Below are 26,303 nucleotides of genomic sequence, written 5' to 3' on the forward strand. Positions count from 1 at the left end.
GGGCTCGGTCGACGCCTGGGCCTCGGCCCCGGGGTCGCGCTGGTCGGTCACTTGTCGCCCTCAGCGTCCTCGTCGACGATCTCGGCGTCGACGACGTCCTCGTCGGCCTCACCCGTGGCGCCGGTGGTGCCACCGGCCGCGGCGGAGTCGGCCTCGGCGGCGGCGTACATCGCGGCGCCCATCTTCTGCGACGACTCACCGAGCTTGGTGATCGCGGACTGGATGGAGTCCTTGTCGGCGTTCTCCTCGGCGAGGACGGCCTTGAGGGCCTCGACGTCGGCGTTCACCTCGGTCTTGATGTCGTCCGGGATCTTCTCGCCGTTGTCGGCGACGAACTTCTCGGTCGTATAGACGAGCTGGTCGCCCTGGTTGCGGACCTCGACGGCCTCGCGGCGACGCGCGTCCTCCTCGGCGTACTGCTCCGCCTCCTTGACCATCCGGTCGATGTCGTCCTTCGACAGCGCCGAGCCGCCCGAGATCGTCATCGACTGCTCGCGACCGGACGCCTGGTCCTTCGCGGAGACGTGCACGATGCCGTTGGCGTCGATGTCGAAGGTGACCTCGATCTTCGGCACGCCGCGCGGCGCCGGCGGGAGGCCGGTCAGCTCGAAGTTGCCGAGCGGCTGGTTCTCCGCCCAGATCGAGCGCTCGCCCTGGGCGACCTTGATCTCGACCGACGGCTGGTTGTCGTCGGCGGTCGTGAAGATCTCGGACCGCTTGGTCGGGATCGTGGTGTTGCGGTCGATCAGGGTGGTGAAGACACCGCCCTTGGTCTCGATGCCGAGGCTGAGCGGCGTGACGTCGAGGAGCAGGACGTCCTTGACCTCGCCCTTGAGGACACCGGCCTGCAGCGCGGCGCCGACGGCGACGACCTCGTCCGGGTTGACGCCCTTGTTGGGCTCCTTGCCGCCGAGCAGCTCCTTGACCAGGTCGGTCACGGCCGGCATGCGGGTCGAGCCGCCGACGAGCACGACATGGTCGATGTTGGCGATCGCGACGCCACCGTCCTTGAGGACGTTCTGGAACGGCACCTTGGTGCGCTCGAGCAGGTCGGCGGTGATCCGCTGGAACTCGCTGCGGCTCAGCTTCTCCTCGAAGTGCAGCGGGCCGGACTCGCCGTGCGTGATGTAGGGCAGGTGGATCGTGGTCTCGCTCGAGGAGGACAGCTCGATCTTCGCCTTCTCGGCGGCCTCCTGGAGGCGCTGCGCGGCGATCTTGTCGGCGGCCAGGTCGACGCCGTTGTTGTCCTTGAACTTCTTGACCATCCACTCGACGATCCGGTTGTCCCAGTCGTCGCCGCCGAGGTGGTTGTCGCCGCTGGTGGCCTTCACCTCGACGACGCCCTCGCCGATCTCGAGGAGGGACACGTCGAACGTGCCGCCGCCGAGGTCGAAGACGAGGATGGTCTGGTCGTCGCCCTTGTCCAGGCCGTAGGCCAGCGCGGCCGCGGTGGGCTCGTTGACGATGCGCTGGACGTTGAGGCCCGCGATCTCGCCGGCCTCCTTGGTCGCCTGGCGCTGCGCGTCGGAGAAGTACGCGGGGACGGTGATGACCGCGTCGGTCACCGTCTCGCCGAGGTAGGCCTCGGCGTCGCGCTTGAGCTTCTGGAGGATGAACGCGCTGATCTGCTGCGGGGTGAAGGACTTGTCGTCGATCTTGACCGACCAGTCGGTGCCCATGTGGCGCTTGACCGACTTGATGGTCCGGTCGACGTTGGTCACGGCCTGGCGCTTGGCGACCTCGCCCACGAGCACCTCGCCGGACTTGGCGAACGCGACGACCGACGGCGTCGTGCGCGCGCCCTCCGCGTTCGCGATGACGGTGGGCTCGCCGCCCTCGAGGACGGCGACGACGCTGTTCGTCGTGCCGAGGTCGATACCGACCGCACGTGCCATGGTGATGCTCCTTCGTTGTGGTGCCGTGACTGCTTGCCAAGAGATGTTGTGCTGGCCATCTTGACCGCCGCGGCGAGTCTTCCAAAATAGTTGAGTCGAATCAACTCAACTTCGTTCACACGGGCCAACGAAGGGTGAGCGGGGATCATTCCCGTTCGGCGAAAAGTCCCAGCCCGGTGTCGACCATCGACACGCGAGGCAGGTCCGCGACCTCCGGGAGCGGGATCCAGCGCGCCTCGTCCGTGGTCCCGTCGGCCTCGTCGGTGAGCTCCCCGCCGACGACCCTGGCCGTGTAGAACACGCGGACGGCCTTGAGCGGGCGACCGCTGTCGCGTCCGGCGCCGCGAGTCCGCTGCTCCGCCGTGAACACGTCGGTCTCGATCCCGAGGAGGCCGGTCAGCTCGACGTCGTACCCGGTCTCCTCGCGCGCCTCGCGGACCGCGCCCTCCTCCGGGGTCTCGCGCAGCTCGACCCCGCCGCCGGGGAGCGTCCAGCGACGGCGCTCGTCGTCGTGCCACAGGGCGAGCAGCAGCTGGTCGCCGCGCACCACCACGACGTACGCCGCGAGGCGGGTGTCGTAGTCGGTGTAGTGCGGCCGCTCGAGCGGGGCGGTGGGGTCGATGGCGCTCACCGGGCCATCCTGCCGCCCGCGCGGTCGCGGAATAGATGCGGGCGGTGCGGGTTAACGACTGTCATGACCGTTCCCTCCCTGACTCTGAACGACTCGACGACCATCCCCCAGCTCGGCGTCGGCGTGTGGCAGGTGCCCGCGGAAGACACCGAGCGCGTCGTGAGCGACGCGCTCGAGATCGGCTACCGGCACGTCGACACCGCTCAGATGTACGGCAACGAGAGCGGTGTCGGAGCCGCACTCAAGGCCTCCGGGCTCGCCCGGGGCGACTACTACGTGACCACGAAGCTCAACAACGGCTTCCACCGGCCCGACGACGCCAAGCGCACCCTGCACGAGTCGCTGAGGCGGCTGGGCCTGGACAAGGTCGACCTTTTCCTCATCCACTGGCCGCTCCCGACGCAGTACGACGGCGACTTCGTCTCGACCTGGCAGGCGCTCGTCGACCTGCAGGCCGAGGGTCTGACCACGTCCGTCGGCGTCTCGAACTTCCAGCCGGCCCACCTCGACCGGATCGTGGCCGAGACGGGCGTCGCGCCGGTGGTGAACCAGATCGAGGTGCACCCCTACTTCGGCAACGAGGACGCGCGGGCCGCCACGCATCGGCACGGCGCGCTCGTCGAGGGCTGGTCCCCGCTCGGCCAGGGTGGCGGCGAGCTGACCGACCCGGTGATCACCGGGATCGCCGTCGAGCACGGCAAGAGCCCCGCCCAGGTGGTCCTGCGCTGGCACCTCGACCGCGGCGACATCGTCTTCCCGAAGTCGACCCACCGCGACCGGCTGCAGCAGAACTTCGAGGTCTTCGACTTCGCGCTCACGCCCGAGCAGGTCGCCGCCATCAGTGCGCTCGACAAGGGCGAGGCCGGACGCACCGGCCCGAACCCGGACGTCTTCGACTGGATCCCGCGCGACTGACCTCGCACTGACATCGCGCTGACGCCCCGGACGTCATACGGACCGTGACCCAGAGCGGCCGGCTCGTATGACGTCCGGCAGTCAGCGCACGGTGACGGAGACGACGTTGGAGACCAGCCGGGAGTCCGAGTCGCGCACCCGGAACTTCTGCACGCCCGCGCGGCCGGTCTGGACGAACGTCGAGAACGTCTGCCCCGACACCGCTGCCGTGACCGGGAAGTCCTCCCAGGTGCCACCGTCGCCGATGCGCTGCACCTGCAGGACCGCGCCCTCGCCGCCTGTGTAGACGCCCGAGAGGTCGATGCGCTGCATCGCGGCGACCGCCGCCTCGCCGGCCTGCAGCGTGATCCGCTTGGCGGGCGCGGCCTTGGTCGAGGGTGGCGGCGCGGCCGGCTGACTCGCGGCCGAGTCGGGCTGGCCGGACGCGCTCTCGGTCGGCACCGGGCTGGGCAGGTAGAGCGACGGACCGGCGTTGGCGGCCGTCGAGCCGTCGTCTCCACCCAGACCCGCCACCCGCGCCACGACCAGCGTGAACACCCCCAGCAGGAGGCCGACGGCCAGGCCCACCCCGACGAGCGCAACGAACCCGGCAGCGATGGGGTGCTTCTCGTCCGAGGCCACCTGTCGTCCTTCCGAGTCCGGCGCGGTGTTGAACCCATTGTGTGCAGACGCATCAAGGGCGGCGCTAATCCGGATGCCCCGAGCGTGAGGACGCGCGACAATCAGGTCGTGCCCTCGCTCAGCCAGTTCGTCGCGTTCCTGGTCGCCTCGATCCTCTTCATCCAGGTGCCGGGCCCGAGCCTGCTCTTCACGCTCGGCCGCGCGTTGACCGTCGGCCGCCGCGATGCCCTGCTCTCGGTGGTCGGGAACGCGCTCGGCCTCACGTTGCAGGTCGTCGGCGTCTCGGTCGGGCTGGGTGCGCTGGTGGCCGCGTCGGCGGAGGCGTTCACGGTCCTCAAGCTCGCCGGGGCGGCGTACGTCGTCTATCTCGGCGTGCAGGCCATCCGCCACCGCAGCGCGGCCAGGCTGGCCCTCGAGGCGCGCACCACGGCACGTCGTACGACGGCCTGGGAGTCCGTCCGCACCGGCCTGGTGGTCGGCGCCACGAACCCGAAGACGATCGTCTTCTTCGCGGCCTTCCTGCCGCAGTTCGTCAACGACCACGCGCCGGCGGGCCCGCAGCTGCTGGAGCTCGGACTCGTCTTCGGCGCGCTCGCCTGCGCATCGGACTCCTGCTGGGCGTTGGCGGCCGGCAAGGCGCGGGACTGGTTCGCCCGGAAGCCGAAGCGGCTCGACCACCTCGGAGCGACCGGGGGCGTGATGATGATCGGCCTGGGCGCGACGCTCGCGACGGCCAGCCACGGGTCCTGACCTCGCCGAGTCGGCGCAACCTGACCCGCCGAGACGTCAATCCAGACGGTCCGAGACGTCAATCCGTCGACCAGTGCGGACGTACCCGTCCGCGCGGGTCGACGGATTGACGTCTCGGACCGTCTGGATCGACGTCTCGGCAGAGGCTCAGACCAACCCGCGCCGACGAGCGATGGCGGCGGCCTCGGTCCGGCCGGAGGCGCCGAGCTTGGCGAGGATGTTCGAGACGTGCACCGAGACCGTCTTGGTGCTGATGAACAGGCGCTTCCCGATCTCGCCGTTCGTCCGACCGTCGGCCACGAGCGCCAGGATCTCGGCCTCACGCCGGGTGAGCGACTCGGTGCCGGCGGGCTCGACCGGCACTGCTGACGAGCCGAGCGCGTCGAGCAGCGGGCGGGCGCCCAGCTGGCGGGCGGCGGCTCGGGCGAGCTCGGCGACCGCTTCCGCTCCGGCCACGTCGCCGGTGGCCCGCAGGATCCCGGAGAGCGCCACGCGCACCGTCGCCGTCTCCCACACGTGTCCGAAGTCGGCGAAGCGGCGCTCCGCCTCCCGCCATGCCCCGACGAGCTCGGCCGCGTCGACCTCGGCCCCGGCGAGCCAGCGCGCCCGCAACGCCTCGGCCGTGAGCCGGGCCTCCCACGCCTGGCCCTCGGGGCCCCAGCCACGCGTGTGGTCGTACTTCGCGACGACGGTCGCACCGTCCGATGCGAGCCGCTCGACGTCGGGCAGCACCGCTGCCCGCTCGGCGGCGGCCATCCCCGGCATCGCGTCGGCGAGCACGCCGAGCGCCACCGCGGCGAGGCGCAGCCGCGCGACGAACCAGGGATGCCAGACGCGCGTCAGCAGCGCGACGACCTCGTCATAGAGCGCGACGGTCTCCCGGGGCGCGCCTGCCCGGCCGGCCGCGATCATCTCGGTCGCTGCGTTGAAGACCGGCACGATGCCGTCGCTCTCCCACGCGTCACGGTGCAGCCGGCGCGGCACCGGCTCCCCGCGGCCCTGCCGGATCGACTGCCGGATCCCGTCGAGCGCGGCCAACGGCACGGGCGGCGTGCCGGGCCGCGCGATCGCGACGAGCTCGAGCGCCTCGTCCCACCGCCCGACGACGTAGAGCACCCACGCGAGCTGGTGGCGCGGCTCGAAGCCGTACGGCGCCCACGGCTGCCCCGCCGCCTCCGCCCGCTCGACTCCGGCCCGGAACGCCGCCTCTGCGGCCGGCCACTCGCCCCAGTCCTCGTAGGAGCGGGCCAGGAGGTAGCGCCCCTGCAGCTCGGCGGTCAGCGCACCGCTCGCGACGGCCCGGTCGATCACGGCCTGCACCGAAGCGCGCAGCTGCGTGGGGTCCCCGACCCTGCCGAGGGCCGTCAGCGTGGTCGCGGCGGCGGAGGCGATCGCCGGCAGGTCGTGGCGCTCGGCGAGCGCGAGCGCCTCGGTCCCGGCCGCCTGGGCGAGCTCTGTCCGGCCGCGCCAGTGCAGCAGCAGGGCGCGGTCGGCGAGCACCCGCGCGCGCAGCGCGTGGTCGTCGTCCGGCACGAGCTCGAGCGCCCGGTCCGACGGGACGAGGGGGTCGAGCTGGGCGTTGTCGATGACGCCGACCGCCATCGCGGCGGCGGTGAGGATCCGGGCCCGGTCGCCCGGCGAGGTGTCCGCCGGCAGTCGCTCGAGCTGCTCCTCGGCGATCCTGGCCGCGCGCTCGAAGCGCCCGGCTGCGGTCAGCGCCACGACGCACGCCTCGACCACGCGGCCCGGCGAGACGCCGTCCGGCGCGGGCCGGTCGCAGAGAAGCGTGAGCGCACGCTCGTAGTGCTGGGCCGCCTCGTCGGGACCACCGACGGCCGCCGCCTCGTCGCCGGCGCGCACGCTCGCGACGAGCGCGGTCTCGAAGTCGAGCGCGAGGCGGGCGTGCCGGGCCAGCTCAGCGGCGGAACCGAGGTCGGTGTCGGTCAGCGCGGCGGCGTACTGCCCGTGCAGTCGGACGCGCTCACCCGGCAGCAGGTCGTCGTACACCGCCTCGCCGAGCAGCGCGTGGCGGAACCAGTAGGCGCCCTGGCCGGCGACCAGGACGTGGGACTCGACCGCGTGCCGCAGCGCGTCGTCGAGGGTCGGCGCCGGGAGCGCGGCGACGGCCGCGAGGAGGTCGTGACCGACGCGACGCCCGGCGGCGGACGCGGTGCGTACGACGGACCGGGTCGTCTCGTCGAGCCGGTCCAGGCGGACGAGGAGCACGTCGGCGAGCTCGTCGGGGATCCAGTGGTCGGGTCCGCCGGCGGCGCCGACGAGCTCCTCCACGAAGAAGGCGTTGCCCTCAGCGCGGGCGACGATGTCCTCCCGCTCGCGGCCGCGCACGGCCGGGTCGATGGTCGCGACCAGTGCCCTGACGTCGTCGTCGCCGAGCCGGTCGAGGGAGACGCGGCCGACGGCCCCGAGACGGGCCCACTCGGCGACCTGGCGGCGCAGCGGGTGGCGCCGGTGCAGGTCGTCGGCGCGGTAGGACGCGACGATCGCGACAGGGCCTGCGAAGGGGCGGCTGAACAGGTAGGTGAGCAGGTCGCGGGTCGACTGGTCCGCCCAGTGGGCGTCCTCGACGACGACGAGGGCGGGCGCCTTGTCGGCCAGGGCCTCGAGCAGGGCGTGGACGGCGGCGAACAGCTGGCCGCGGTCGACCGCCTCGGTGCGCGCGTCGGCGGTGGTCTCACGGCCGGCGGGCAGGAGGCGGGACAGCGCGGGGTGGCTGTGGGCGACGCGCTCGACCACATCGGGGAGCTGCGTCGAGACACTGTCGAGGATCTCGGAGAACGGGAGGTAGGGCAGCGCGCTGTCGCCGAAGTCGAGGCAGTGGCCGGCGTACGCCTGCCAGCCGCGCGTCGCGGCGAGCGCGGCCAGCTCCTGCAGCAGTCGCGTCTTCCCGACTCCCGCGTCGCCGGCGAGGAGGACGTGCTGGCGGATGGTCGCATCGACGCCGGGCACGCCCTCGGCAACGACGTCGACGCCGAGCAGGGAGGACATCTCCTCCAGCTCGGCGTCGCGTCCGATCAGGATCCGCTCCGCGTGGGCCACGTTGCTCATGATCCCAGGTGGCACCGACAATGCGGTGCTCAACTCGGCGACCATCACAGGACCTCGATCGAGATCCCCCTCCGACTCGGCCGCGACCTGCGCAGCCGGCTCTTCTGGCGACGGCCGACGATCCCGGCGCGGATCTGCTCGGCACGGTAGGCGGACTCGGCCCGCACGTACCCGGTGTCGTAGTTGCTCATGACATCTCCTCGGTTACCCGGCCCCTGGTGGACCGTTGACACCTACGGTCGCTCTCTGAGGTAGGGGCGGACATCGGGAACGCTCCCGTACTTCCGGGGTGCGGCTACCTCAGATCGGCCCCCGCACCCCCCTAGACGACCGTCTGCGGCATGCTGCGGCCATGGAGTTCTCGGACGTCGTACGACGCCGCAAGATGGTCCGCCGCTACACCGCCGACCCCGTCGACCCGGCGGTGGTCGACCTCGCGCTGCGCAACGCCACGCGGGCACCGTCGGCGGGCTTCACGCAGGGCTGGTCGTTCCTCGTGCTGGACACGCCGGAGGACGTCGACCGCTACTGGGACCTCTTCGTCGGCGACGACGAGTGGGAGGCCGACGGCTGGCTGCGCGGGATGCGCACAGCTCCGGTCCTCATCCTCCCGTGCGCCTCGAAGGCCGCGTACCTCTCCCGCTACGCCGAGCCGGACAAGGGCTGGACGGACGAGGACGAGGCCCGCTGGCCCATGCCGTTCTGGTACATGGACACCGCCATGGCCGTGATGCTGATCCTGCAGACGGTCGTCGACCAGGGGCTGGGCGCCTGCTACTTCGGCATCCCGCCGCGCCACGACGCCGAGGTCCGTACGGCGTTCGGCATCCCCGCCGGCTGGGACCCGATCGGCGTGGTCGCGCTCGGCCACCCCGCGCCGACCGGAGGCGCCAAGGGCTCGCCCACGCGCCGGGTGCGCAAGCCGCTCGACGAGGTCGTGCACCGCGGCTCGTGGTGAGCCCGGGTCACCGTCGTGGTGTCACGGCACCCGCCGGTCGAAGGTCAGGTGCGTGACGCCGCTCGGCGTGGTCACCGACGCGACGTCGTACGCCGTCTCGAGCCCCTCGAGGCCGTCCCAGAGCCGGACGCCCCGACCGAGCAGGATCGGCACGACGGCCACGTGCAGGTGGTCCACCAGGCCGGCCGCGAGATAGTCGCGGACGACGGTCGGGCCGCCGCCGATGCGGACGTCGAGGCCGTTCGCGGCCTCACGCGCCACGCCGAGCGCCTCGGCCGGCGAGGCGTCGAGGAAATCGAAGGTGGTCCCGCCGTCCATCTCGAGCCTCCCGCGGGGTCGGTGGGTCAGCACGAAGACCGGGGTGTGGAACGGCGGCTCCTCACCCCACCACCCGCGCCAGTCCGGGTCGTCCTGCCACCCGGGAGGGCCGAACTTGTTCGCCCCCATGATCTCCGCGCCGATCCGGTCGCCCCACCGGGAGGCGAACGCGTCGTCCGGTGCCGTGGCCGGGTCGACCTCCAGGCGCTCACGATCGCCGTCCATCGACTGGAACGTCGCGGTCGGGAAGAACCACCCCATCAGCCGCATGCCCGCATGGCCGAACGGGCTCTCGAGGCTCTGCCCCTCGCCCGTTGCGAACCCGTCGAGGGAGACCGCCAGGTTGTGCACCCTCGTTGCCGACATGCGTCCTCTTCTCGTCGTCGCGTCGAGTGCCACCGTAGGGCTCCGCGCGCCGGGTCGGCACCCCCCATCGGCGGGGGGACGGCACCCCCGTCGGCACCGCGTCGGCACCGGCGTGCGCCGCTCTATCCTGCGGGGGTGACCGACCCCGCCGTCGAACGGCTCGCCGCGCTCGTGCGCATCCCCACCGTCTCGCACCGCGACGCCTCGCTCGTCGACGCCGAGGCGTTCGACAGGCTCCTCGACACGATGCGTGACCAGTGGCCGCTGCTGCACGACCTCGACGTGACGCGGGTCGGCGGCCACGGGATGCTCGTCCACTGGCCCGGCCGCTCCGCCGACCGGCCGGTGGTGCTGATGGCACACCTCGACGTCGTCCCCGTCGTCGCGGCGGACTGGAGCCGCGACCCGTTCTGCGGCGACGTCGTCGACGGGGAGCACGGCGCCGAGATCTGGGGCCGCGGGACGCTCGACGACAAGGGGTGCGTGGCGGCGATCTGCGAGGCCGTCGAGACGCTCCTGGGCGACGGCCACGTGCCTGCCCAGGACGTGTGGCTGTCCTTCGGCTGCGACGAGGAGGTCTCCGGCGGTGCGGCCGAGGCGGCCGTGGACGTGCTCCGCGAGCGCGGGGTCGCGCCGTGGTTCGTCCTCGACGAGGGCGGCGCCATCGCGCACGAGGCGTTCCCCGGCATCGCCGCCCCGGTCGGCGTGGTGGGCGTCACCGAGAAGGGCGTCACCTCGGTCACCCTGACCGTGACGGGCGACGGCGGCCACGCCTCGACCCCCGTCCGCAACGGGCCGACGGTCAGGCTCGCGAAGGCCCTGACCCGGCTGGACGCGGCACCCATGTCCCCCCGGCTGCCGGCGCCCACGATCGAGCTGTTCCGCCGACTCGCGCCGCATTCACCTCTGCCGCTGAGGGCCCTGTTCGGCAGCGCGCACCGGCTGGCCCCCGTGGTCTCCCGGGCGCTGACGCTCGCGGGCGCCGAGCCGGCGGCGATGGTCCGGACGACGTTCGCGATCACGACGCTGGCGGGGTCGCCGGCGCTCAACGTCATCGCCGCGTCCGCGAGCGCGGGCGTCAACGTCCGTGTCATGGTCGGCGACACGGTCGCCGGCGTGCTCGACCACATCCGTTCGGCGGTGCGCGACGACACGGTCGCCGTCGAGGTCGTCGAGGCGACCGAGCCGAGCCCGGTGTCGCCGTACTCGACTCCCGACGAGGCCGACGAGGCCTTCGACCTGCTCGAGTCCGTGATCGGCGAGGTGTTTCCCGACGCGGTGCCTGCGCCGTACGTCATGATGGCCGCCACCGACTCCCGGTTCTTCACGGCGATCTGCGAGAGGGTCTACCGGTTCGCCCCGTTCCGGATGACGAGAGCGCAGCGCGCGACGATCCACGCGGCGGACGAGCGGCTCGGGACCGACGCCTACCTCGACGGGGTCCAGTGGTACCGCCGACTCATCGAAAGGCTCCCGTGACCGACCTCCGGACAGCAGTCGCGCCGCACGCCCGCAGCCTCGCCGCCATCGTCGGCTTCCTCGTCTGCGTCGAGATCGCCAGCGGCGTGCTGCAGGGCTACTACACGCCGATCTTCAGCGACATCGCGAACCACCTCTCGATCAAGGACGCCGACGTCAACTGGTTCGAGGCGGCCCAGCTGGTGCTGTCCGCGCTCGTCGTGGCGCCGCTCGCGCGGCTCGGTGACCTCGTCGGCCACAAGAGGGTGCTGCTCCTCTCGACGGCGGTGACGGCGCTCGGCTCGTGGGCCCTCGCCTTCGCCCCGTCGTTCGGCACGTTCCTCGTCGGCTGGGCCATCCAGGGTGCGTACGTCGTCTGGCTGCCCCTCGAGATCGCGATCATCCATCGCCGCACGGCCGACACCGGCCGGCAGGCGCTGCTCACCCGACGTGCCGCCGCGATCCTCGTCGGGGCGCTCGAGCTGTCGGTCATCGTGGCCGCGCTGACGTCGGGCGCGCTCGTCGAGTCCGTCGGCATGCGCACCCTGCTGATGCTGCCGGCGATCGTCGTCACGATCTGCCTCCTGCTCATCTGGATCGGCGTCGAGGACGTGCCCGGCGCCGGCTCGGGCGGCTTCGACTGGGTCGGCCTGGGTCTGCTCACGGTCGTGCTCGGCCTGGTGATGGGCGGCCTCATCACGATCCGGGTCGCGGGGCCGTCGTCGGTGCTCGCCTGGGTGCTCATCGCGCTGGGGCTGCTCGCGCTGGTGCCGTTCGCGCGCATCGAGGGTCGGCTCGACGAGCCGCTGGTCGACGTACGCCTGATGTCGTCGCCCGGCCAGTGGCCGCTCCAGCTGACCGCGTTCCTGTTCGGCATGTCCGTGCTGGGGGCGCAGATCCCGCTCTCGACGTTCTCCCGGACGGATCCGGACGTCGCGGGCTACGGCCTCGGCGCCACGGCGTCCTTCGTGTCGACGCTGATCGGGGTCTACGTCATCTTCCTGGCGATCGGCGCGTTCACACTGCCGCTGTGGGCGCGGCTCCTCGGTGACCGCCGAGCGTTGGCGGCCGCGTCGTTCCTGGTGGCGATCGGCTACGCGCTGTGGCTGCCGTTCCACGACCACACGTGGCAGGCGCTCATCAACATGGCGGTGGTCGGCATCGGCTCCGGCGCCCTCGTCGCCGCACTCCCTGCCGCGGCGGCCGGCGCCGCACCTCCGACGCGGACGAGCTTCGCGACCGGGATGACCAACGCGACCAAGACGATCGGTGGCGCGGTCGCCTCGGCGGTCTTCGCCATCGCGCTCGCGTCGGCCGGCTCGATCGCGGACCCGAGCTACGGCCACGCGCCGCTGTCCGGCTACTACGTCGTCTGGTCGGTCTGCGCCCTCGCCGCCCTGGTCGCCGGGATCGTGCTCGCGTCCCAGCACCGTCGGCCCGCGGAGTAGTCACGACCGTTCCGCTCCACCTCGGTCGTCATTACCCTGGTCGCATGCCCGAGACCGAGGACCGGCCCGCGGGGAGCGGCCCGCCGAAGCGGACGGGGTCCGCCGAGGCCGCCGCACGGATCCGGCAGCAGCAGACATGGGTCGACCTGCAGATCCGCGCGGCGATGGAGCGGGGCGACTTCGACGACCTGCCGGGTGCCGGCAAGCCGATCGCCGACCTCGGCACCGAGCACGACCCCGAGTGGTGGCTGAAGAAGCTCGTCGAGCGCGAGCGGCTCGTCGTGCTGCCGCTGTCGGTCCAGCTGCGCAAGGAGGACGCCGACCTCGACGACGAGCTCGATCGGCTCACGACGGAGAAGGCGGTCCGGGCCCGGGTCGAGGACTTCAACGAGCGCGTCGTCAAGGCCCGCTACGCGCTGCCCGAGGGCCCACCGCTCATCACGATGCCGCGGGAGGTGGACGCCACGGTGGCCGGGTGGGCGGCCCGGCGTGAGGCCAGACTGGCGGCCCGGCGTACGTCGGAGGCGGCGGAGCCGCGACGTCGTCGCTGGTGGCGCCGCCGCTGACCCCCTCGACCGCCGAGAGGTCGATCCGTCGAAGGCCGAGTCGGCGGATCCTCGCACGCGAGCGCCGGCGAGCCGCGAGGATGCGCCGACTCGGCCCGCGCATGGATTGACCTCTCGGCGTGTCAGATCCGTCATACCGGCGAGTAGGCAACCGCTGCTACGTTCCGGGCCCATGAGCCACAAGTCACCGAAGGACTTCTTCGCGCCGCTGGCCGTGGGCGCGCCGGCGCCCCTGCGGGAGATCCCGGCCCGTCCGAGCCGGGCGATCCACTTCTTCGACCCGAGCAACCCGAAGATGGTCGACAAGATCCCGCAGATGGTCGGCACCGTCGACGTCCTCCTCGGCAACCTCGAGGACGCGATCAAGGCCGACAACAAGGTGGCCGCACGCGAGGGGCTGGTGAGGATCGCCCAGGAGACGCCCGGGCTCGGCGGCGCGAGCGGGACGACCCAGCTGTGGACCCGCATCAACAGCCTCGACAGCCCGTGGGTGCTCGACGACCTCACGACGCTGGTGCCCGCGATCGGCGACAGGCTCGACGTCATCATGGTCCCGAAGGTGCAGGGCGCCGAGGACATCCACTACGTCGACCGGCTGCTCGCCCAGCTCGAGGCGAAGGCCGGGCTGACCCGGCCGATCCTCGTCCACGCGATCCTCGAGACCGCCCGCGGCGTCGCCAACGTCGAGGAGATCTGCGGGGCCTCCCCGCGCATGCAGGGTCTCTCGCTCGGCCCCGCCGACCTCGCCGCCGACCGCAAGATGAAGACCACCCGTGTCGGAGGCGGTCACCCCGGCTACCTCGTCCGCGAGGACCCGCGCGACGGCGACGTCACCGGCCCGCGGGCGATCTTCCAGCAGGACCTGTGGCACTACACGATCGCGAAGATGGTCGACGCCTGCGCGACCCACGGGATCTACCCCTACTACGGCCCGTTCGGCGACATCGCCGACGTCGTCGCGGCCGAGGACCAGTTCCGCAACGCGTTCCTGCTCGGTTGCGTCGGCACCTGGAGCCTGCACCCCAAGCAGATCGAGATCGCCAACCGCGTCTTCTCCCCGAGCGTCGAGGACATCCGGCACGCCCGCCGCGTCGTCGCCGCGATGGGCGACGGCACCGGCGCGGTCATGCTGGACGGGAAGATGGAGGACGACGCCTCGCTCAAGCAGTGCCTCGTCCTCGTCGAGCTCGCCGAGGAGCTGGCCGCGATCGACCCGAGCCTCAAGGCCCTGTACGACGGGATCGAGCTGTGACGACCGCCTTCCGCCCGCGCCGCTCGGTCCTCTACATGCCCGGCGCGAACGAGCGCGCCCTCGAGAAGGCCAAGACGCTCCCCGTCGACGCGCTGATCCTCGACCTCGAGGACTCGGTCGCGCCTGACGCGAAGGCGGTCGCCCGGGAGAACGTCGTCACCGCGGTCGCCTCGGGTGAGTACGGCCGCCGCGAGCTCACCATCCGCATCAACGGTGCCGACACCGAGTGGCACGCCGACGACCTGCGCGCCGCGGCCGCCGTCGGGCCGGATGCCATCGTGGTGCCGAAGGTGAACAGCCCGGAGGCGGTGCTCGGCCTGGTCGACGCCATCGAGGCGGCCGGGGCGCCGGAGAAGACGAGGCTGTGGGCGATGATCGAGTCGCCGTACGCGATCCTGCACGCCGAGGAGATCGCGGCCGCCTCCGACCGGCTCGCGGTGCTGGTGCTCGGCACCAACGACCTCGTCAAGGAGCTGTTCATCGACCACGTGGCCGGCCGTGGGCCGCTCGTGACGAGCCTGCAGCTCGCTGTGCTCGCGGCCCGGGCGACCGGCAAGGTCGTGCTCGACGGCGTCTACAACGACGTGAAGGACGTGGAGGGCTACCTGGCCGAGGTGGAGCAGGGCCGTCAGTTCGGCTTCGACGGCAAGACGATCATCCACCCCGGTCAGATCGAGGGGGCGAACGCCGGATTCGCCCCCAGCGACCAGGCGATCGAGGAGGCACGTGGCCTCATCGGGGCCTGGGAGGACGGCGCGGGCAAGGGTGTGGTGACCTACAACGGCAAGATGGTCGAGAGCCTGCACGTCGAGTCGGCACGGCGGACGCTGAGCATCGCGGAGGCGATCGCCGGGCTCGGCTGAGGTCGGCGGGGCCCGGTGGATCAGAGTGAGCCGTGGGGACGGATCACTCCCCCGGACGGCCGAACCGCTCGTCCCACCACAGCTTCGCGCTGCCGAGCCAGCCGGCGGCGTCGTGGACGAGCCGGCCGAGCGTGTCCTGGGTCTGCTTGAACGCCTCGGTGTAGCTCTGCGCCGCCTCCTTCGCCGCCTCGCTGACCGTGGCCGTCGCGTCATCGGCCCGGCGCGGGTAGGTGCCGCTCAGCACGCGGGTGTAGTCCCCGCTGTCGACCCAGCCACGCAGCTCGGCCGCCCGGACGACCGCGAACGGATGGGTGCGGCTCTCGAGCAGCAGCAGCTTGAGCACCGAGTCGCGCAGGTCGCCGGCGCCGACGTACTCCGCACCTTGGGCCAGGAACGAGGTCGGGTCGAGGTCGCCGACGTGGCCGCCGCTGGCGAGCTGCATGTGGACCCGCAGCGCGACGGCGGGATCCTGGACGCCGAGCAGCCCGGCGCGGTCGGCGGAGAGCTCCGCCTTCCGTGACCACTCCATGAGCCCGGCGATGATGACCCGGATCCCGAGGCCGCCGATGGGGATCGACGTCAAGGTGATGCTCAGGATGAGCAGCCGCTGGAGCAGCGTCTGGTAGACGGCGTGCCCGGACAGCACGTGCCCGAGCTCGTGCGCCAGGACGAACGCGAGCTCCTCGTCGTCGAGCAGGTCCACCAGGCCGGAGTTGATCACGATGATCGGCTTGTCCATGCCGATCGTGATCGCGTTCGTGATCGGGTTGTTGGCGACGTAGACCTCCGGCAGCACGGGGACGTCGAGGACGGTCGCGACGTCGACCAGCAACCGGTGCACACGTGCGAACTGGCGCTCGTCGACGCGCACGGACGAGCCGAGCACGGCGAGCCGCACCGCCCGCTCGTTGACCAGGCCCGACATCGCCTTGAGCAGCGTGTCGAATCCCTTCAGCTTGCGCAGCGCGACCAGCGCGCCGCGGTCGGCCGGGTGCTCCCAGGTCCGCGAGCTGATGCCCGAGAGGGTGACCCGCGTCCGGGCCGGAGTGTTCGCCATGCGTGGAGTCTGCCCGCTGGCGACGACATCCGCCCAGCGTTCTCCACAGAGCCGCGGTCTAGACCACAGCCGCTCGTCCAAGTCGGCCCGAAGCCGGGTCCAAGTGACGCCTTCCACCCTGAGCACACACCCAGGGGGTCGCCCCTGTCACCGATGGAAGGAACCACCATGACGCGACTGATGCGCCACGGCATCGTCCTCGTCCTGCTCAGCACACTCGCCTCGGCGGGGCTGCTCGCCGCGCCCGCTGGGGCCGCGCAGTGTCTCGACTGCGGCGGAGGCGGCGATCCCGGCACGCCGGCCCTGTCGGTCACCCTGTCGCTCGGCGCCACGCCGATCTACGGCCAGGCCCTGCACGCGACCGTCTCGACCGACAAGCCCGAGATGGACGGCGGGGTCTCGATCGCCTGGGAGCGCACCGGGCTCAGCGACGTCGTCGTCGCGAACGGTCCCGAGGGCGACTTCGACATCGCGACGGCGCCCCGGTTCGCGCCCGGCCAGACCTACTTCCTGCGCGCCAGCGCGAGCAAGGAGGACGGCAGCAGCGGCGCATCGGCCCGACTCGCGTTCAGCGTCGACCCGATCACGTCGGCGCTCCAGTTCGTCAACCTCACGACCATGGCCACCGGCGCCTTCAAGGTGCGCGTCAACGCCACGACCGCGACCAGCGTCGTACCGACGGGGACGATCACCCTGTCCGCCGGCGGCGGCACGCTCGGGATCGCCGCACTCGACGCTCAGGGCGTCGCCTCGTTCACCGACATCGCGCCGGGCACCTACAGCACGGTGGCGACGTACGGCGGCGACGGCGCCTTCAGCGCCGGCACCGGGTCCGCGACGCTCCAGGTGTGGCCGCTGCCGTCCGGCTTCGAGACGCAGCTGTCCACGACCTCGCTCACCCAGGGCGAGCCGCTGTCGCTGCACGTCGCACCCGTGGGCGGCAACGCCGCGCATCCGCCGAGCGGCCCCTGGCACCTCAGCGCGGTCCCCGCGGCCGGCGGCGATCGCGTCGTGGTGGCCGAGGGCAGCTCGGACGGATCGCCGTTCGACCTCGACCTCACCGAGTGGGCGCGCACCCACGTCGGGTCGTGGACCCTCGGCTACGTCTACGACGGCAACGTGTGGCTCAACGGCTCGAGCAACCTCTCCCTCGCGCAGCTGACGGTCGCCAAGGCCCGCATGGTCACGCTCGCGGAGCTGTCGGCTCCCGCCGTCGCGACCCGCGGGACGCAGGTGACGGCCCGGGTGACGAGCACGGAGCCGACCGGCCCGGTGACCGGGACGGTCAGGCTGTTCGGCGCCACGACGCTCCTCGCGACCGGTCAGCTGACCGCGGACGGCACGGTCCGGCTCACCCTTCCGGCGGCGCTGCCCACGGGTCGGCACACCCTGCACGTCGAGTACGCCGGCAGCACCGACCACCTGCCCTCGACGTCGGCCCCGGTGAGTGTCGACGTCCGTGCGGCGACGCCGGTGAGGACGCCGGCGACACTCGGCGGCACCGCGCGAGTCAAGGCGCGCAGCGTGCGGCTGGCCATCGTCGTCAGCGGCCGGTCGACGCCGACCGGCAAGGTGCAGATCCGCGACGGGAAGCGGCTCGTCGCCACGGTCAGCCTCTCCGGCGGCCACGGGACGGTGCAGCTCAAGCGCCTGACGAAGGGTCGCCACACCCTCACGGCGACGTACCTCGGCTCCGCGACGCTTCTCGGCGCCCAGCACCGCTGGACCGTCCGGATCCGCTGATCCACCGCCCGGGGCCCGCCACCGCGGGCCCCGGGCCTCAGAAATCCATCACAGCAACGCCGGGCGGAGGCCTAGAGTCCGCCCCAGGGAGGAAACGTCATGACTCCGACAGTCCCCGCCGTCATCGACCTGCTGGTCGACGCGCCGGTCGCCGCCGTCCATGCAGGTGACTGCCGTGCGACGGTCACGGTCCTCCCGGAGCAGTCGGTCGGGCCGATCGACGGCGCACTGCGCGTCTACGAGGACGGCTGGGTCGTCCCCGGGCTCACGGCGCAGCTGCACGACTTCGGCAGCGCGGCGCTCGACCTCGGCCGGCTCACGCCCGGCTGGCACACCCTGACGGCCTCCTACACCGGCGGGTCGCGCTACCGGTGTGCCTCCTCGGCGCCGTTCACGGTGCTGGTGCTCCCGGCAGAGACGGTCATCGACGTGCTGGTGCCGCTGACGGGCGTCGCCGCCGGCGGGCGCCTCGGTGTGACCGTGCGGACGACCGATGCGACGTCGTACGCCTCGGGCACGGTCGCGCTGTACGAGCGGGCGCGCCTGCTCGCGACCGGCGACGTGGTGGACGGCGTCGGCACGATCGAGCTTCCGCCGACCCTCGCCCCGGGGTCGCACCGGGTCTACGTCGCGTACGCCGGCAGCGCCACGCACTGCCCGTCGGAGACGCCGATCGTGTCGCTCACCGTGCATGGCGACTGATTTCTCACAGCCCACCAGCCGAGAAACCCGTCTCGCCCACGCGTGATCGGTCGTTGAATCGTCAGGTGTCCACCGCCGCCGTCGCCCCGCCCACGATCAGCTCGACCCGGCGTTGGGCGATGCTCGGGGCGAGCACGCTGGCGCAGGCCTGCGCGGCGATCATGATGCACGGGCCGGCCTTCCTGATCCCCGTCCTCCACCAGCGTCTCGGGCTGTCCCTGGCGCAGGCCGGGCTGGTGGCAGCGGCACCGACGGTCGGCGTGATGGTCGCGCTGGTCGCGTGGGGCGCGGTGACGGACGCGTACGGCGAGCGCATCGTGCTGATCACAGGGCTGGCCGGCACCGCGGTGCTCGGCCTGGGTGCCGTCCTGGCCGGCGATCTCGTGCTCTTCGCCGTCCTGATCGGGCTGGCAGGCGCGAGCGCCGCGAGCGCGAACTCCGCCAGCGGCCGGGTGGTCGTCGGCTGGTTCCCGCCCGAGCGGCGCGGCCTGGCGATGGGCATCCGGCAGATGGCACAGCCTGCGGGTGTCGGGATCGCCGCGATCTCCATCGCGGTGGTCGCCCAGCACCGTGGCATCCACGCCGCCATCGCGGTTCCGACCGTGGCGGCCGCCGTCGCCGCCGTCGTCGTCGCGCTGGTCGTGATCGACCCGCCGCGACCCACGCGACCGGCCGGCACCTCGCGCAGTCACGGCAACCCCTACCGCGGCGACGGCTACCTCGCCCGCATCCACGGGGTGAGCGTGCTGCTGGTCGTCCCCCAGTTCGTCGTGTGGACCTTCGCGCTCGTCTGGCTCGTGCAGGACCGCGACTGGTCGGCGGCCGCGGCCGGCGCGGTCGTGGCGGTCGCGCAGATCTTCGGCGCGCTCGGCAGGATCGCCGCCGGCCAGCTCTCGGACGTCGTCGGCAGCCGGATGCGGCCGCTGCGCTGGGTCGCGGTCGCGGCCGCGGCAGTGATGCTGCTGCTGGGCGTGACCGCCGGGACCGGCTGGTGGGTCGCCGTACCGCTCATGGTCGTCGCCACCATGCTCACCGTCGCTGACAACGGGCTCGCGTTCACCGCGGTCGCCGAGCGGGCCGGACCGTTCTGGAGCGGCCGCGCGCTCGGCATCCAGAACACCGCGCAGTTCCTCACCAGCTCGCTCGTCCCGCCGCTCGGCGGGCTGGCGGTCGCGGCTGCCGGGTTCTCGTGGGCGTTCGCCCTCGCAGCGCTCTTCCCGATCCTCGCGGCGCCGCTCGTCCCCGTGGCCGGTGAGCGGGAGCTGGCGTAGACCGAGACCCGATGAACTGAGACGTGCGTCACAGTCCGCCGTTGGGTACCGCCTCCCGCAAAGGGAGGGACCACCATGCAAGCCACCATCTGGATCATCGCCGCGCTCGCTGTCGCGGCTCTCGTCATCGGCGTCGTCCGGGCCGTACGGCGCGGCCGCCCGACCTACGTCCAGACCGTCCCGGCGACCGTCAGCGTCGCAGGACCGGTCGTGGACGTCCTCGAATCGCCTCGTCACGCCGCCGAGGCACGCGCCGCCGAGGTTCATCGACGCGAGGAATGAGCATTCGGCCCGCGGACGGGTACCTCACCCGATGAAAGGGAAGGGATGACCATGCAGACCATCATCTGGATCATCATCGCGATCATCGTCGTCGCGATCATCGTGGCGGCCGTGATGGCCGTCCGACGCAAGCGCCAGGCGCAGCTCGCCGAGCGTGCGGCTGAGCTCCGCACCCATGCCGCCGAGCGCGACCCGGACGTGGCCGAGGAGCGTCGTCGCGCCGCGGAGGCCGAGGCCCAGGCACAGATCGCCCGCGCCGAGGCAGAACGCGCTGAGGAGCGCGCCGAGGCGGCGCGGCACTCGTCGATGTTCGAGGAGGCACGACAGGAGGACACCCTCCGCGAGGCCGACCGCATCGATCCCCACGTCGATGGGACGCGGACGGACACCTTCGACGGGACTCGCACGGACACCGTCGAGGGGACCCGGACCGACATGGTCGACGAGACCCGGACGGACACCGTCGACGAGACCCGGACGGACACGGTCGACGACCCCGACCGGAAGCACCGCCGCGAAGACGTGTAGTCGCGGCGGCGCTCCGGGTCGTCGTCAGCTCGTGCGCCGGCGTCGGGTCGTCAGCACCAGCGCCGTTCCGGCGCCGAGCAGGGCGACCGCCGCCGCCACCAGGCCGATGGCGACCGGCATGCCGGTGTCAGCGAGGACGTAGCCGCCGGTCGAGTCCGACAGCTGGTACGTCGGCGCTGGCGTCGGCGCTGGCGTCGGCGTCGGCGTCGCGCTTCCGGCCGGAAGCGGGTACGCGGGCGACGTCGGCGTAGGTGTCGGAGTCGGCGTCGGCGTAGGAGTCGGCGTCGGAGTCGGCGTAGGTGTCGGTGTCGGTGTCGGCGTCGGCGTCGGCGTCGGAGTCGGTGTCGGCGTCGGCGTCGGCGTCGGAGTCGGCGTCGGCGTCGGCGTCGGAGTCGGCGTCGGCGTCGGCGTCGGCGTCGGCGTCGGCGTCGGCGTAGGCGTAGGCGTCGGCGTCGGCGTCGGCGTAGGCGTAGGCGTCGGAGTCGGCGTAGGTGTCGGAGTCGGCGTCGGAGTCGGCGTGGTGCCGGTGCCAGTCCCATTGGCATCGCTGCGGACGGCGTCGTCGCTGACCGGAGTGACGGTGCCGTCGAGGTCGACCGTGCCACTGTTCGTGTACGTCGCCAGGGCGGGGTCGGTCACCTTCGAGTCGACGGCCACGTCCGCCATCTCTCCGGCGGGGAGCCCGTGCCAGGTCACCGTCAGCGCGGTCGGCGTGCAGTCGACGACCGGGCGGTGGCTGCTGTCGTCGTACGGCGAGGTCAGGTGACCCTGCGAGTCCAGCGTGGTGCCCGTGTGCGTGACGACGCTCGCACAGTCGAGCTCGAGCCCGGGCCCGGGCGTGTCCGTCACGACGACGTCGGTCGAGTCGGCGGTCGCTGCCGGCACCGCGATCAGCGAGGCGGTCCGCTGCTGCGAGGCGTCGGCCCACCACATCCACTTGACCGCCTTCGTGCGGGCCGGCGCGGTGCAGTTGGTCTGGCACGCCGGCGCCGTCCCGACCGGCACCGTGAGCACCGTCGAGCCCACCTGGAACTCGAGGTCGACCTGGGAGCCGTCGGTCGCCGCGGTGTACTGCGTCGCGAAGTGACACGTGCCGTTGACGCCGAGCGGGTGCGTCGCGACGTAGTCGGTCAACGTGAAGGTGACGAGCCCGGAGGAGTCCGCGTGAGCCTGAGCGACGGTGTTGCCGGCGTCGTCCTTGAGCGGGAAGTCGGTCGCCCCGGACCACCGGAGCTGGTCGGGGAGCTGGAGCGTGAACGTGTCACCCGGAGACGAGCCGTCCGGAACCGCCCAGGTGCAGTCGACGTCGACCTGCTTCCACTGGGTGGCCTGGGACTGCGCGATCGTGATCCCCGTGATCGCGCCGGATATCTGCGCGGCGTCCGCCCTCGGCCACTGGCCCAGCGTGGCCACCATCAACAGCAACGTCACCGCGACTCCCACGGCGCCGAGGCTCCCGAGACCCGATCTCTTCACGTCCACTCCCCCTTGATTCATGCGACGCGACGAACCGTTCGTGGCGCCTCAGGCGTGGCGAGCCGGGGCTGTGCGAACCGGCTCGCCACGAGCGGGGCGTACGAGCGCCCCGACATGAGGACCCACAGACGCCCAACTCATTACGCGCCGATGCGGATCTTTTCGGGAGAGACGTATGACGTCAGGTGCAGGAGGAACGAAGACGCCCACGGGGGCAGGTCGCGATGGACCTGCCCCCGTGGGCGTCAGCTACCGCTCACCGCACGTCAGGAGATCGTGCGGATCAGCTTCTTGTTGACGAACTCGTCGATGCCGTACCGACCGAGCTCACGGCCGAAGCCGGAGCGCTTGATGCCACCGAACGGCAGCTCGACGCCGTCTGCCAGGACGCCGTTGACGAAGACCATGCCGGCCTCGATCTTGTCGGCGACCCGCTCGGCCTGCTCGGCGTCGGTGGTGAACACGTAGGAGCCCAGACCGAACGGGATGTCGTTGGCGATCGCCACGGCCTCCTCCTCCGAGGACACCTTGAAGACCATCGCGACCGGGCCGAACAGCTCCTGGTGGTAGACGTCGTTCTCCGGCGTGACGCCCGTCAGGACACCGGTCGGGAAGAACGCGCCCTTGCGCTCGCCGGCGGACTCCAGGTGGGCGCCCTGCTCGACGGCCGAGTCGACCTGCGACTGGAGCCGGTCGGCCGCGGCGACCGAGGAGAGCGGCGTGATGCCGTCGGCGCCGGCCTTGATGGCCGCGGTGAACTTCTCGACGAACGGGTCGTAGAGGTCCTCGGCGACGACGAACCGCTTGGCCGCGTTGCAGGACTGGCCGGTGTTGTCGAGCCGGGCGCTGACCGCCGCCTCGACGGTGGCGTCGAGGTCGTCGGTGGACAGCAGGATGAACGGGTCGGAGCCGCCCAGCTCGAGGACGACCTTCTTGAGGTTGCGCCCCGCGATCTCGGCGACCGCCGCACCTGCCCGCTCCGAGCCGGTCAGCGAGACGCCGGCGACGCGCGGGTCGGCGATGACGGTGGCGACCTGCTCGTTGGTGGCGTAGACGTTGACGTAGGCACCCTGCGGGAAGCCGGCCTCGTCGTAGATCCGCAGGATCGCCGCGGCGGACTCAGGGCACTGCGGCGCGTGCTTGAGGATGATCGTGTTGCCGATGCACAGGTTGGGCCCCGCGAACCTGGCGACCTGGTAGTACGGGAAGTTCCACGGCATGATCCCGAGCAGCACGCCGTACGGCGACCGTCGGATCACCGCGGAGCCGTCACCGTCGAGGAGCTCGACCGGCTCGTCGGCGAGCATCTTCTCGGCGTTGTCGGCGTAGTACTCGTAGATCGCCGCGCTGAACTCGACCTCCCCGACGGCGTCGGCGAGCGGCTTGCCCATCTCGCGGACGATGATGGCGGCGAGCTCGTCCTTGCGCTCGTTGTGCAGCTCGGCGACCCGACGGACCAGCGCGGCGCGCTCGGCGACGGTGGTGGTGCGCGCCCAGCCCTTGCTGGCGGTCGTCGCCGACGCGACGGCGGCCTCGACCTCGGCGTCGGTGGCGGTGGGGTACTCCTGCACGACCTCGCCCGTTGCGGGGTCGGTGACGGCGTACAAGCTCATGCTGGCGGTCCTTCCGGGTCGGTGGCGATCGACGCCTCGGCCTCGTGGCGCAGCGCGAGCAGCGCGACCAGGTCGTAGGCAACGTGTGAGGCGGCGATCCCCGTGATCTCTGCGTGATCGTACGGCGGCGAGACCTCGACCACATCAGCACCGACCAGGTTGAGCCCCTGAAGTCCTCGCAGGATCTCCAGCAGCTCGCGCGACGTCATGCCGCCGGCCTCCGGAGTGCCCGTCCCCGGAGCGTGTGCCGGGTCGAGCACGTCGATGTCGATGGAGACGTAGAGCGGCCGGTCGCCGATGCGCTGGCGCACCCGGTCGACGACCTCCACGACCCCCTGGTGGTAGATGTCGGCGGCCGTGACGATGCCGAAGCCGAACCGCCGGTCGTCCTCGAGGTCCTTCTTCGAGTAGAGCGGCCCGCGGGTGCCGAGGTGGCAGAGCGCTTCGGTGTCGAGCAGGCCCTCCTCGACCGCGCGCCGGAAGGGCGTGCCGTGCGTGTAGTCGGCGCCGAAGTAGGTGTCCCACGTGTCGAGGTGGGCGTCGAAGTGCAGCAGGGCGATCTCGCCGTGTCGCTGCTTGGCCGCCCGCAGCAGCGGCAGCGAGATGGTGTGGTCGCCCCCGATGGTGAGCAGGCGGGCGCCGCTCGCCGTCAGCGCCAGGGCCGACTCCTCGACCGTCTCGAGGGCCTCCTCGATGTTGAACGGGTTGACCGCGACGTCGCCGGCATCGGCGACCTGGGCGACCTCGAACGGGGAGACGTCGAGTGCCGGGTGGTAGGGCCGCAGCAACCGCGAGGACTCCCGCACGTGCGCGGGGCCGAACCGGGCGCCCGGCCGGTAGGAGACGCCGGCGTCGAACGGCACGCCCGCGACCACGATGTCGGCCGTGCCGACCTCGTCGAGCCTCGGCAGCCGGGCGAACGAGGCGGGGCCCGCGAAGCGGGGGGTGCGGGAGCTGTCGGTGGGTCCGAGATGCGGCATGGGGCGGTTCATCCGTTCGTGACGATGGGGCTGTCGGCGGCCGGTCCGGCCGGGACGAAGCGAGGGCCCTCGGGGCCGAACGCGTCGGCCGGCTCGGGGAGGAGCGCGAGCAGGGCCGGGTAGAGCACCGCGGCCAGGCCGAGCCCGACCGGGATGCTGAGGTCGACGCCGTTCGCGAGGTCGCCCAGCGGGCCGACGAACTGGCCGGGCAGGTTGACGAAGCAGATGCTGAGGGCCGCCGGCACGATCCACCCGACCAGGCCGCGCCAGTTCCACCCGTGGGCGAACCAGTAGCGCCCGCCGGTCTGGCGCCGGTTGAAGACCTGCAGGGAGTCGGAGTCGTACCAGCCGCGACGCACGACCCAGCCGATCATCATCACGACCATCCACGGGGCCGTGCACGTCACGATCAGCACCGCGAAGGTCGAGATGCTCTGCACGACATCGAAGGCGAAGCGGCCCACGAAGATGAACGCGATCGCGATCGCTCCGATGAACAGGGTCGCCTGCACCCGGTTGAAGCGCGGGAAGACGCTCGAGAAGTCCAGCCCGGTGCCGTAGAGGGCGGTCGTGCCGGTCGACATGCCACCGATCAGGGCGATGAGGCAGACCGGGAGGAAGTACCAGTTCGGGGAGACCGCGAGCAGCCCACCGGCGTAGTTGCCGTCCGCGAAGTAGTCGGTCGCCTCCGTCGCGATGATCGTCGCGGTCACCAGGCCGAAGAGGAACGGCACCAGCGTCGCCACCTGGGCGAGGAACGCGGCGGCCATCACTCGGCTGCGGGGCGTCTCGGCGGGGATGTAGCGCGACCAGTCGCCGAGGAACGCCCCGAAGGAGACCGGGTTCGACATCACGATCAGCATCGCGCCCACGAAGGACGGCCAGTACGCCGCGTCGCCGGGCGCGAGGCTGCCGGCGTACCCGGCGTCGAAGGTGCCGGCGAAGGCGAAGACGCCGAGCACGAACAGGAGCGTCGCCGCCACGACGGCGATCTTGTTGACGAAGAGCATGAACCGGAAGCCGTAGATGCAGACGGTCAGGACGAGGACCGCGAAGACGCCGTACGCGACGCCGAGCATGACGTCGCTCTCAGGCAGCCCGACCGCCTTGTGCGCCGCGCCGACGAGCACGTCACCGGAGGACCACACCGAGATCGAGAAGAACGCGAACGCGGTGAGCAGCGACAGGAACGACCCGACGACCCGGCCGTGCACACCGAGGTGCGCCGAGGACGAGACGGCGTTGTTGGTGCCGTTGCGGGGCCCGAAGACCGCCATCGGCGCCAGGATCAGGGCGCCGGCCAGCAGGCCAAGGACCGTGGCGACGAGGCCGTCACGGAAGCTGAGGCCGAACAGGATCGGGAAGCTGCCGAGCACCACCGTCGCGAACGTGTTCGCACCGCCGAAGACGAGGCGGAACAGGTCCAGCGGCGTGGCGCTGCGCTCCTCCGCCGGGATCGGCTCGACACCGTGCGGCTCGACGTCGGTGATCCGCGGCGGCAGGGCGACCTCGTCGACCGACAACTCGTGGACGGACATGGAACT

General features: G+C 71.9%; 24 protein-coding genes. 13 read left to right on the plus strand and 11 right to left on the minus strand.

The window, feature by feature from the left end:
- Nucleotides 1–47: 47 nt before the first annotated feature.
- Complete coding sequence (dnaK, locus tag ABD205_RS01260; protein WP_344041585.1) at nt 48–1,895, minus strand: molecular chaperone DnaK; 1,848 nt, start codon at nt 1,893–1,895, stop codon at nt 48–50.
- Between the two features lie 145 nt (nt 1,896–2,040).
- Nucleotides 2,041–2,526, minus strand: coding sequence for an NUDIX hydrolase (locus ABD205_RS01265; RefSeq protein WP_344041587.1), 486 nt, complete (start codon nt 2,524–2,526; stop codon nt 2,041–2,043).
- A gap of 63 nt (nt 2,527–2,589) precedes the next feature.
- Between ABD205_RS01265 and ABD205_RS01270 the strand changes: the two genes are divergently transcribed.
- A complete protein-coding gene (locus ABD205_RS01270; protein WP_344041589.1) occupies nt 2,590–3,441 on the plus strand; it encodes an aldo/keto reductase in 852 nt (283 codons plus the stop codon).
- An 81-nt stretch (nt 3,442–3,522) separates the two neighbouring features.
- On the opposite strand, the gene ABD205_RS01275 is transcribed toward ABD205_RS01270, so the two are convergent.
- Nucleotides 3,523–4,062, minus strand: a complete 540-nt coding sequence (locus tag ABD205_RS01275) for a hypothetical protein (protein ID WP_344041591.1) — start codon at nt 4,060–4,062, stop codon at nt 3,523–3,525.
- Nucleotides 4,063–4,170: 108 nt separating this feature from the next.
- Between ABD205_RS01275 and ABD205_RS01280 the strand changes: the two genes are divergently transcribed.
- Nucleotides 4,171–4,812: a LysE family translocator gene (locus ABD205_RS01280; RefSeq protein ID WP_344041593.1), complete on the plus strand. Its 642-nt coding sequence runs from the start codon at nt 4,171–4,173 to the stop codon at nt 4,810–4,812.
- A 147-nt stretch (nt 4,813–4,959) separates the two neighbouring features.
- On the opposite strand, the gene ABD205_RS01285 is transcribed toward ABD205_RS01280, so the two are convergent.
- Both ABD205_RS01285 and ABD205_RS01290 read right to left on the minus strand, forming a co-directional pair.
- A complete protein-coding gene (locus tag ABD205_RS01285; RefSeq protein ID WP_344041595.1) occupies nt 4,960–7,878 on the minus strand; it encodes a helix-turn-helix transcriptional regulator in 2,919 nt (972 codons plus the stop codon).
- Nucleotides 7,879–7,922: 44 nt separating this feature from the next.
- Nucleotides 7,923–8,069, minus strand: a complete 147-nt coding sequence (locus ABD205_RS01290; RefSeq protein ID WP_344041597.1) for a hypothetical protein — start codon at nt 8,067–8,069, stop codon at nt 7,923–7,925.
- Nucleotides 8,070–8,230: 161 nt separating this feature from the next.
- Here ABD205_RS01290 and ABD205_RS01295 point away from each other — a divergent pair, with 161 nt between their 5' ends.
- On the plus strand, nt 8,231–8,836 hold the full coding sequence (locus tag ABD205_RS01295) for a nitroreductase family protein (protein ID WP_344041599.1): 606 nt from the start codon (nt 8,231–8,233) through the stop codon (nt 8,834–8,836).
- A gap of 21 nt (nt 8,837–8,857) precedes the next feature.
- Here the strand turns inward: ABD205_RS01295 and ABD205_RS01300 are convergent, their stop codons facing one another.
- Entirely contained in the window at nt 8,858–9,520 is a 663-nt protein-coding gene (locus ABD205_RS01300; RefSeq protein WP_344041601.1) for a dihydrofolate reductase family protein, read from the minus strand.
- A gap of 135 nt (nt 9,521–9,655) precedes the next feature.
- Between ABD205_RS01300 and ABD205_RS01305 the strand changes: the two genes are divergently transcribed.
- The 5 genes from ABD205_RS01305 (at nt 9,656) to ABD205_RS01325 (ending at nt 15,107) form a co-directional block, all read left to right on the plus strand.
- Entirely contained in the window at nt 9,656–10,999 is a 1,344-nt protein-coding gene (locus tag ABD205_RS01305) for a M20/M25/M40 family metallo-hydrolase (RefSeq protein WP_344041603.1), read from the plus strand.
- The gene (locus ABD205_RS01310; protein ID WP_344041605.1) at nt 10,996–12,426 is read left to right on the plus strand and encodes an MFS transporter; all 1,431 of its coding nucleotides are present in this window, start codon (nt 10,996–10,998) and stop codon (nt 12,424–12,426) included. Before ABD205_RS01305 ends, ABD205_RS01310 begins: the two co-directional genes overlap by 4 nt.
- Before the next feature lie 44 nt (nt 12,427–12,470).
- Nucleotides 12,471–12,992: a DnaJ family domain-containing protein gene (locus tag ABD205_RS01315; protein ID WP_344041607.1), complete on the plus strand. Its 522-nt coding sequence runs from the start codon at nt 12,471–12,473 to the stop codon at nt 12,990–12,992.
- Between the two features lie 172 nt (nt 12,993–13,164).
- Nucleotides 13,165–14,244 (plus strand): HpcH/HpaI aldolase/citrate lyase family protein, encoded by a 1,080-nt coding sequence (locus ABD205_RS01320; RefSeq protein WP_344041609.1) that lies wholly within the window; start codon nt 13,165–13,167, stop codon nt 14,242–14,244.
- Nucleotides 14,241–15,107, plus strand: a complete 867-nt coding sequence (locus tag ABD205_RS01325) for an HpcH/HpaI aldolase/citrate lyase family protein (RefSeq protein WP_344041611.1) — start codon at nt 14,241–14,243, stop codon at nt 15,105–15,107. The genes ABD205_RS01320 and ABD205_RS01325 overlap by 4 nt, the downstream gene beginning before the upstream one ends.
- 43 nt (nt 15,108–15,150) lie before the next feature.
- Here the strand turns inward: ABD205_RS01325 and ABD205_RS01330 are convergent, their stop codons facing one another.
- Nucleotides 15,151–16,164 carry a M48 family metallopeptidase gene (locus tag ABD205_RS01330; protein ID WP_344041613.1) on the minus strand — a complete coding sequence of 338 codons (1,014 nt, stop codon included), beginning with the start codon at nt 16,162–16,164 and terminating at the stop codon, nt 15,151–15,153.
- Nucleotides 16,165–16,332: 168 nt separating this feature from the next.
- Here ABD205_RS01330 and ABD205_RS01335 point away from each other — a divergent pair, with 168 nt between their 5' ends.
- The 5 genes from ABD205_RS01335 to ABD205_RS01355 all read left to right on the plus strand — a co-directional run bounded on the left by ABD205_RS01335 (nt 16,333) and on the right by ABD205_RS01355 (nt 20,690).
- Nucleotides 16,333–17,907, plus strand: coding sequence for an Ig-like domain-containing protein (locus ABD205_RS01335; protein ID WP_344041615.1), 1,575 nt, complete (start codon nt 16,333–16,335; stop codon nt 17,905–17,907).
- Between the two features lie 99 nt (nt 17,908–18,006).
- On the plus strand, nt 18,007–18,609 hold the full coding sequence (locus tag ABD205_RS01340) for an Ig-like domain-containing protein (protein WP_344041617.1): 603 nt from the start codon (nt 18,007–18,009) through the stop codon (nt 18,607–18,609).
- A gap of 65 nt (nt 18,610–18,674) precedes the next feature.
- Nucleotides 18,675–19,880, plus strand: coding sequence for an MFS transporter (locus tag ABD205_RS01345; protein WP_344041619.1), 1,206 nt, complete (start codon nt 18,675–18,677; stop codon nt 19,878–19,880).
- 75 nt (nt 19,881–19,955) lie between these two features.
- On the plus strand, nt 19,956–20,162 hold the full coding sequence (locus tag ABD205_RS01350; RefSeq protein ID WP_344041621.1) for a hypothetical protein: 207 nt from the start codon (nt 19,956–19,958) through the stop codon (nt 20,160–20,162).
- A 51-nt stretch (nt 20,163–20,213) separates the two neighbouring features.
- Nucleotides 20,214–20,690: a hypothetical protein gene (locus ABD205_RS01355; RefSeq protein WP_344041623.1), complete on the plus strand. Its 477-nt coding sequence runs from the start codon at nt 20,214–20,216 to the stop codon at nt 20,688–20,690.
- A gap of 24 nt (nt 20,691–20,714) precedes the next feature.
- Here ABD205_RS01355 and ABD205_RS01360 read toward each other — a convergent pair whose 3' ends face one another.
- The 4 genes from ABD205_RS01360 to ABD205_RS01375 all read right to left on the minus strand — a co-directional run bounded on the left by ABD205_RS01360 (nt 20,715) and on the right by ABD205_RS01375 (nt 26,297).
- Nucleotides 20,715–22,133: an Ig-like domain-containing protein gene (locus tag ABD205_RS01360; protein WP_344041625.1), complete on the minus strand. Its 1,419-nt coding sequence runs from the start codon at nt 22,131–22,133 to the stop codon at nt 20,715–20,717.
- 299 nt (nt 22,134–22,432) lie between these two features.
- The gene (locus ABD205_RS01365; RefSeq protein WP_344041627.1) at nt 22,433–23,779 is read right to left on the minus strand and encodes an NAD-dependent succinate-semialdehyde dehydrogenase; all 1,347 of its coding nucleotides are present in this window, start codon (nt 23,777–23,779) and stop codon (nt 22,433–22,435) included.
- Nucleotides 23,776–24,759 carry an agmatinase gene (gene speB, locus ABD205_RS01370; RefSeq protein WP_344041629.1) on the minus strand — a complete coding sequence of 328 codons (984 nt, stop codon included), beginning with the start codon at nt 24,757–24,759 and terminating at the stop codon, nt 23,776–23,778. The genes ABD205_RS01365 and speB overlap by 4 nt, the downstream gene beginning before the upstream one ends.
- A gap of 8 nt (nt 24,760–24,767) precedes the next feature.
- On the minus strand, nt 24,768–26,297 hold the full coding sequence (locus ABD205_RS01375) for a purine-cytosine permease family protein (RefSeq protein WP_344041631.1): 1,530 nt from the start codon (nt 26,295–26,297) through the stop codon (nt 24,768–24,770).
- Between the last annotated feature and the right edge of the window lie 6 nt (nt 26,298–26,303).

Source organism: Nocardioides panacihumi, from assembly GCF_039530925.1.
Lineage (GTDB): Bacteria > Actinomycetota > Actinomycetes > Propionibacteriales > Nocardioidaceae > Nocardioides > Nocardioides panacihumi.

Coding starts and splice junctions, on each gene's coding strand:
- ABD205_RS01365 (WP_344041627.1), bottom strand. CDS start 23,779: ATGAGCTTGTACGCCGTCACCGACCCCGCAACGGGCGAGGTCGTGCAG.
- ABD205_RS01315 (WP_344041607.1), top strand. CDS start 12,471: ATGCCCGAGACCGAGGACCGGCCCGCGGGGAGCGGCCCGCCGAAGCGG.
- ABD205_RS01270 (WP_344041589.1), top strand. CDS start 2,590: ATGACCGTTCCCTCCCTGACTCTGAACGACTCGACGACCATCCCCCAG.
- dnaK (WP_344041585.1), bottom strand. CDS start 1,895: ATGGCACGTGCGGTCGGTATCGACCTCGGCACGACGAACAGCGTCGTC.
- ABD205_RS01335 (WP_344041615.1), top strand. CDS start 16,333: ATGACGCGACTGATGCGCCACGGCATCGTCCTCGTCCTGCTCAGCACA.
- ABD205_RS01320 (WP_344041609.1), top strand. CDS start 13,165: ATGAGCCACAAGTCACCGAAGGACTTCTTCGCGCCGCTGGCCGTGGGC.
- ABD205_RS01330 (WP_344041613.1), bottom strand. CDS start 16,164: ATGGCGAACACTCCGGCCCGGACGCGGGTCACCCTCTCGGGCATCAGC.
- ABD205_RS01295 (WP_344041599.1), top strand. CDS start 8,231: ATGGAGTTCTCGGACGTCGTACGACGCCGCAAGATGGTCCGCCGCTAC.
- speB (WP_344041629.1), bottom strand. CDS start 24,759: ATGCCGCATCTCGGACCCACCGACAGCTCCCGCACCCCCCGCTTCGCG.
- ABD205_RS01340 (WP_344041617.1), top strand. CDS start 18,007: ATGACTCCGACAGTCCCCGCCGTCATCGACCTGCTGGTCGACGCGCCG.
- ABD205_RS01285 (WP_344041595.1), bottom strand. CDS start 7,878: ATGAGCAACGTGGCCCACGCGGAGCGGATCCTGATCGGACGCGACGCC.
- ABD205_RS01355 (WP_344041623.1), top strand. CDS start 20,214: ATGCAGACCATCATCTGGATCATCATCGCGATCATCGTCGTCGCGATC.
- ABD205_RS01290 (WP_344041597.1), bottom strand. CDS start 8,069: ATGAGCAACTACGACACCGGGTACGTGCGGGCCGAGTCCGCCTACCGT.
- ABD205_RS01350 (WP_344041621.1), top strand. CDS start 19,956: ATGCAAGCCACCATCTGGATCATCGCCGCGCTCGCTGTCGCGGCTCTC.
- ABD205_RS01375 (WP_344041631.1), bottom strand. CDS start 26,297: ATGTCCGTCCACGAGTTGTCGGTCGACGAGGTCGCCCTGCCGCCGCGG.
- ABD205_RS01300 (WP_344041601.1), bottom strand. CDS start 9,520: ATGTCGGCAACGAGGGTGCACAACCTGGCGGTCTCCCTCGACGGGTTC.